Source organism: Dyella jejuensis (assembly GCF_044904675.1).
In the GTDB taxonomy this organism is placed as follows: domain Bacteria; phylum Pseudomonadota; class Gammaproteobacteria; order Xanthomonadales; family Rhodanobacteraceae; genus Dyella_B; species Dyella_B jejuensis.
Window position 1 is genome coordinate 1 of sequence record NZ_JADIKJ010000057.1, and the last position, 620, is coordinate 620.

The 620-nt window shown below is 70.2% G+C and carries 1 protein-coding gene; it reads left to right on the forward strand.

Annotated elements, in window-relative coordinates:
* Positions 1 to 24 precede the first annotated feature (24 nt).
* Positions 25 to 620: hypothetical protein (locus ISP15_RS18250; protein WP_404549417.1), on the forward strand; the 596-nt coding region annotated here is incomplete at its 3' end.

Here is a 620-nt window from a genome sequence, read left to right on the forward strand (position 1 = left end):
CCCGGCGCCCGCCTCAGCGCCCGCATGAGTGCCGGCCACGCCCTCGACATCAGCGCCCAAGCCATCCGCAACACCGTGGTCGGTGCGGATGGCCAGCCTGTCGTGGGCGTGGGCTTAGGTCCCAACGCGGCCGGCGCGCCGCTCATCGGCCAACCCGGTCCCGGCGCACACACCGTCGGCGACCGCGCCGCACCGCTGGGCCCCCTTCAACTCCCCGGCAATGGCCTGTATACGATCCACCCCGGCGCCGGCAGCCCGTACCTGGTCGAGACCGATCCGCGCTTCGCCACGATGAGCGGCTTCCTGGGCAGCGACTACCTTCTGAACCAGCTGGGCCTGCCAGGCGACCTCACCCTGAAGCGCCTGGGCGACGCCTTCTACGAAACCCAGCTGGTGCTGGACCAGATCACGGGCCTGACCGGCCGGCGCTACCTCGATGGCAACAGCGATGCCCTGGAGCAATACAAGGCGCTGATGGATGCCGGCGCGCAGCAAGCCCGGTCGTTCGACCTCGCCGTGGGCGTGGCGCTCACGCCCCAGCAGATGGCCAGCCTCACCCAGGACATGGTGTGGCTGGTCAACCAGACCGTCGACGGCCAATCCGTGCTGGTGCCGGTGGT